This window comes from Embleya sp. NPDC127516, from assembly GCF_044765325.1.
In the GTDB taxonomy this organism is placed as follows: Bacteria; Actinomycetota; Actinomycetes; order Streptomycetales; family Streptomycetaceae; genus Embleya.
Map to the genome: position 1 here is coordinate 1 of NZ_JBIWJT010000091.1, position 3,772 is coordinate 3,772.

At 72.0% G+C, this 3,772-nt stretch carries 1 protein-coding gene; it reads right to left on the reverse strand.

The features are described 5' to 3' along the window. Nucleotides 1–3,772, reverse strand: a 3,772-nt coding sequence (locus tag ACIRL2_RS51275; RefSeq protein ID WP_402242688.1) for an SDR family NAD(P)-dependent oxidoreductase, incomplete at both ends; no start/stop codon positions are given.

Genomic DNA, 3,772 nt, shown 5'->3' on the forward strand with positions numbered 1-3,772 from the left:
CGCCCCTGACCGTAGGTCGCCAACAACGCCTGCGCCTCGATCGGATCACCCAACCGCGTACCCGTACCATGCGCCTCGACCACATCGACCTCGTCGGCCCGAACCCCGGAGTTGGCCAGCGCCTGCCGGATGACGCGTTGTTGGGAGGGGCCGTTGGGGGCGGTCAGACCGTTGCTGGCACCGTCCTGGTTCACCGCCGAGCCGCGCACGACCGCCAGCACTCGATGGCCGTTCCGCCTCGCGTCGGAGAGACGTTCGAGCAGAAGCAGCCCCACCCCCTCACTCCAGCCGGTGCCGTCCGCGGCGGCGGCGAAGGACTTGCACCGCCCATCGGGGGACAGGCCACGTTGCATGCTGAACTCGGTGAAGACACCGGGTGTTGCCATCACGGTGACACCACCGGCCAGGGCCAGGGAGCACTCGCCGCTGCGCAGCGCCTGCGCGGCCAGGTGGATGGCCACCAGGGAGGAGGAGCACGCGGTGTCGACAGTCATCGCTGCCCCCTCGAACCCGAAGGTGTAGGCGACCCGACCGGAGGCGACGCTGCCCGAGCTGCCGTTGAGCAGGTAGCCCTCCATTCCTTCGGGGACGGAGCCGAAGCGGCCGGCGTAGTCGCCGTACATGATTCCGGTGAAGACGCCGGTGGGGGTGTCGCGGAGGGTCGTGGGGTCGACGCCGGCGCGTTCGATGGTCTCCCAGGCGACCTCGAGGAGGAGGCGTTGCTGGGGGTCCATGGCGAGGGCCTCGCGCGGACTGATACCGAAGAAGGCGGGGTCGAAGTTGTCGGCGTCGTACAGGAATCCGCCGTGCCGCGTGTAGGACTTGCCCGGCTTTCCCGGCTCGGGGTCGTACAGGGTCTCGACATCCCAGTCACGGGTGGCCGGAAACTCGGCGACGGCGTCCGTCCCGCTCGCGACCAGCGTCCACAGGTCCTCCGCGGAGTGCACGCCGCCCGGGTACCGGCAGCCCATGGCCACGATGGCGATGGGCTCGTCGGTGGCGACGGTGGTAACGCCGGCGGGGGCGGTGGTGGTGTCGGCGCTCGGGGCGAGGGTGGCGAGGAGGTGGCCGGCCAGGCGGCGCGGGCTGGGGTAGTCGAAGACGAGCGTCGCGGGGAGGTGCAGGCCGGTGGCGGTGTTGAGGCGGTTGCGGAACTCGACTGCGGTCAGCGAGTCGAAGCCGAGGTCCCTGAACGCCTGGTCGAGGGTGATGCCGTCGGGCGTGGCGTGGCCCAGAACCTGGGCGACGTGGGTGCGGACGAGGGTGGCCAGAGCGTCCTCGGCATCCTCGGCGGAGAGCCGGCCCAGGCGATCGAGCAGGCCCGTGGTGTCGGTCGCCGTGGCGGCCTTGCGGACGGAGACGCGCACGAGGCCCCGGAGGACCGCGGGAAGAGTGCCGGCCTCCAGATGGGGACGGAGCAGGGCGGGGAGGATCTTGGCGGGAACCGGGCAGGCGACACCCGAAACCCGGGCGGCCTCGAATAGGGCCATCCCCTCCTCCGCCGTGAGGGGCTTGATCCCCAGGCGGGCCAGGCGGGTGAGATGCACGTCGTCCAGGTGGCCGGTCATGCCGCTGCTGTCGGACCACAACCCCCAGGCCAGGGAGGTGGCGGGCAGGCCGTCGGCGCGACGGTACTGGGCCAGCGCGTCGAGAAAGACGTTCGCCGCCGCGTAGTTGCCCTGGCCCGGATTGCCCAGAACTCCCGCCATGGAGGAGAACAGCACGAACTCGGCGAGGTCGGTCCCACGGGTGAGTTCGTGCAGGTGCCAGGCGGCGTCGACCTTGGGGCGGAACACATTGTCGACGCGCTCCGGCGTCAGCGAGGTGATGGTGCCGTCGTCGAGGACTCCGGCGGTGTGTACGACGGCGGTGAGGGGGTGTTCGGTGGGGATGGCCGCCAAGAGCGCGGCGAGGGCGTCGCGGTCGGCGGTGTCGCAGGCGGCGATGGTGACCTTGACGCCCGACTCGGCCAGTTCGGCGGCGAGTTCGGACGCGCCCGGAGCATCGAGGCCGCGTCGGCCGACCAGCAGCAGGTGGCCGGCCCGCCGAGCCTTCGCGTAACGGCGGGCGAACAACGTGCCGAGAGTGCCCGTGCCCCCGGTGATCAGGACCGTGCCGCCCACGGCGGGCTCCGGCACGGCGGCGACATCGGAGGCTGTCTCCCGCACGAGCCGGGGGACGTACGGTTGCCGATCGCCGTCACGCAGAGCCACCTGCGGCTCGCCGCTGCCCAAGGCCGCCCGGAACGCCTCGACGGAGACGGTGTCCTCGTCCTCCAGATCGATCACGGTGAAGCGACCGGGGTTCTCGCTCTGAGCCGTACGGATCAGACCCCAGACGGCGGCGTGTGCGAGGTTGGGCGACTCGATATCGGCGTGGACCACGACGGCTCGCCGGGTGACGAACACCAGCCGGCTGTCGGCGGCCCGCTCCTCGGCCAGCCACGCCTGGATCATGTCCAAGGCGTACCGAACCGCCTCGCGCGCGGCGCCGGGAACATCCTCGACCGAGCCTTCGGACCGGCCCAGTAGACCGGTGGCGACGACCAGGCCCGGGAAGGCAGTGGCCTCGTCCGCCGAGAGCGCCGCCAACCCCGGATGGCTCTCGACGCCGACATCGGCGGGCTGCGACGTGACCGGTCCCGCGCCGACGATGGGCCCCACGAACGCCATTCGTCCGACGTCGAGGGCATCCGCGTCGGGCGCGGAGGTCCAGGCCAGACGGAACAGGTGGTCCTCTCCCCCGGTCGCGACGGCCTTCGCCAGTTGCTCGGCGGTGATCGACCGGATGGCCAGCGATGCCACCTCGGCGACCGGTTGCCCGGTGGGATCGGCGAGTTCGACACGCAACGTTCCCGCGTCGGAGGGGGTGATCCGGACGCGCAGCGCCCGGGCGCCCACCGCGTGAAGCCGGACGTTCGACCAGGCGAACGGAAGAAGCACCCGGTCCGAACCCTGCTCGGGATCGGTGGCGGCGATCGGGTGGAGTGTGGCGTCGAGGAGCGCGGGGTGGATGCCGTAGTGGTCGGCGTCGGTGGTGGCGTCGGTGGGGAGGGCGACCTCGGCATAGAGGGTGTCGCCGTCGCGCCAGGCGGCGGTCAGGCCCTGGAAGACGCCGTCATAGCGGTAGCCGCGGTCGGCGAGGCGGTCGTAGAGGGTGTCGACGGGCAGCGTTGTGGCGCCGGCCGGTGGCCAGGCCACCGGCTCGGCCCATGCGGCCGGGTCCGCCGCGGCGGACGCCTGGAGGGTGAGGACGCCGATGGCGTGGCGGGTCCAGTGCCCGTCGGGTGTGGCGTCGTCGGGTCGGGAGTGGACGGTGAGGGTCCGGCGGCCGTCGTGGTCGGCTGCGCCCACGTGCGCTTGAAGGTGGATCCCGCCGGTGGCCGGGAGGGTGAGAGGCGCTTCGAGGGTGAGGTCTTCCAGGTGGGGGGTGTCGGTGGCCTGGCCGGCGTGGAGCGCGATTTCGATGAACGCGGATCCGGACAGCAGGGGCGTGCCGTGGACGGCATGGTCGGCCGCCCAGGGGTGGCTGCGCAGTGACAGGCGACCGGTGAACAGGTGCCCGTCGCCGTCCGCGAGGGCGACGGCGGCACCGAGCAGGCCGTGGTCCGCGTCGTGCAGCCCGAGGGTGTGGGGGTCGGTGGCGGCGGCGGGCCGGAGCCAGTAGTGCTCCCGTTGGAAGGGGTAGGTGGGGAGGTCGAGGTGGGTGGGTGGGGTGGTGGGATAGAAGCGCGTCCAGTCGGTGGTGGTGTGGGTGTGGACGGTGGCGAGTG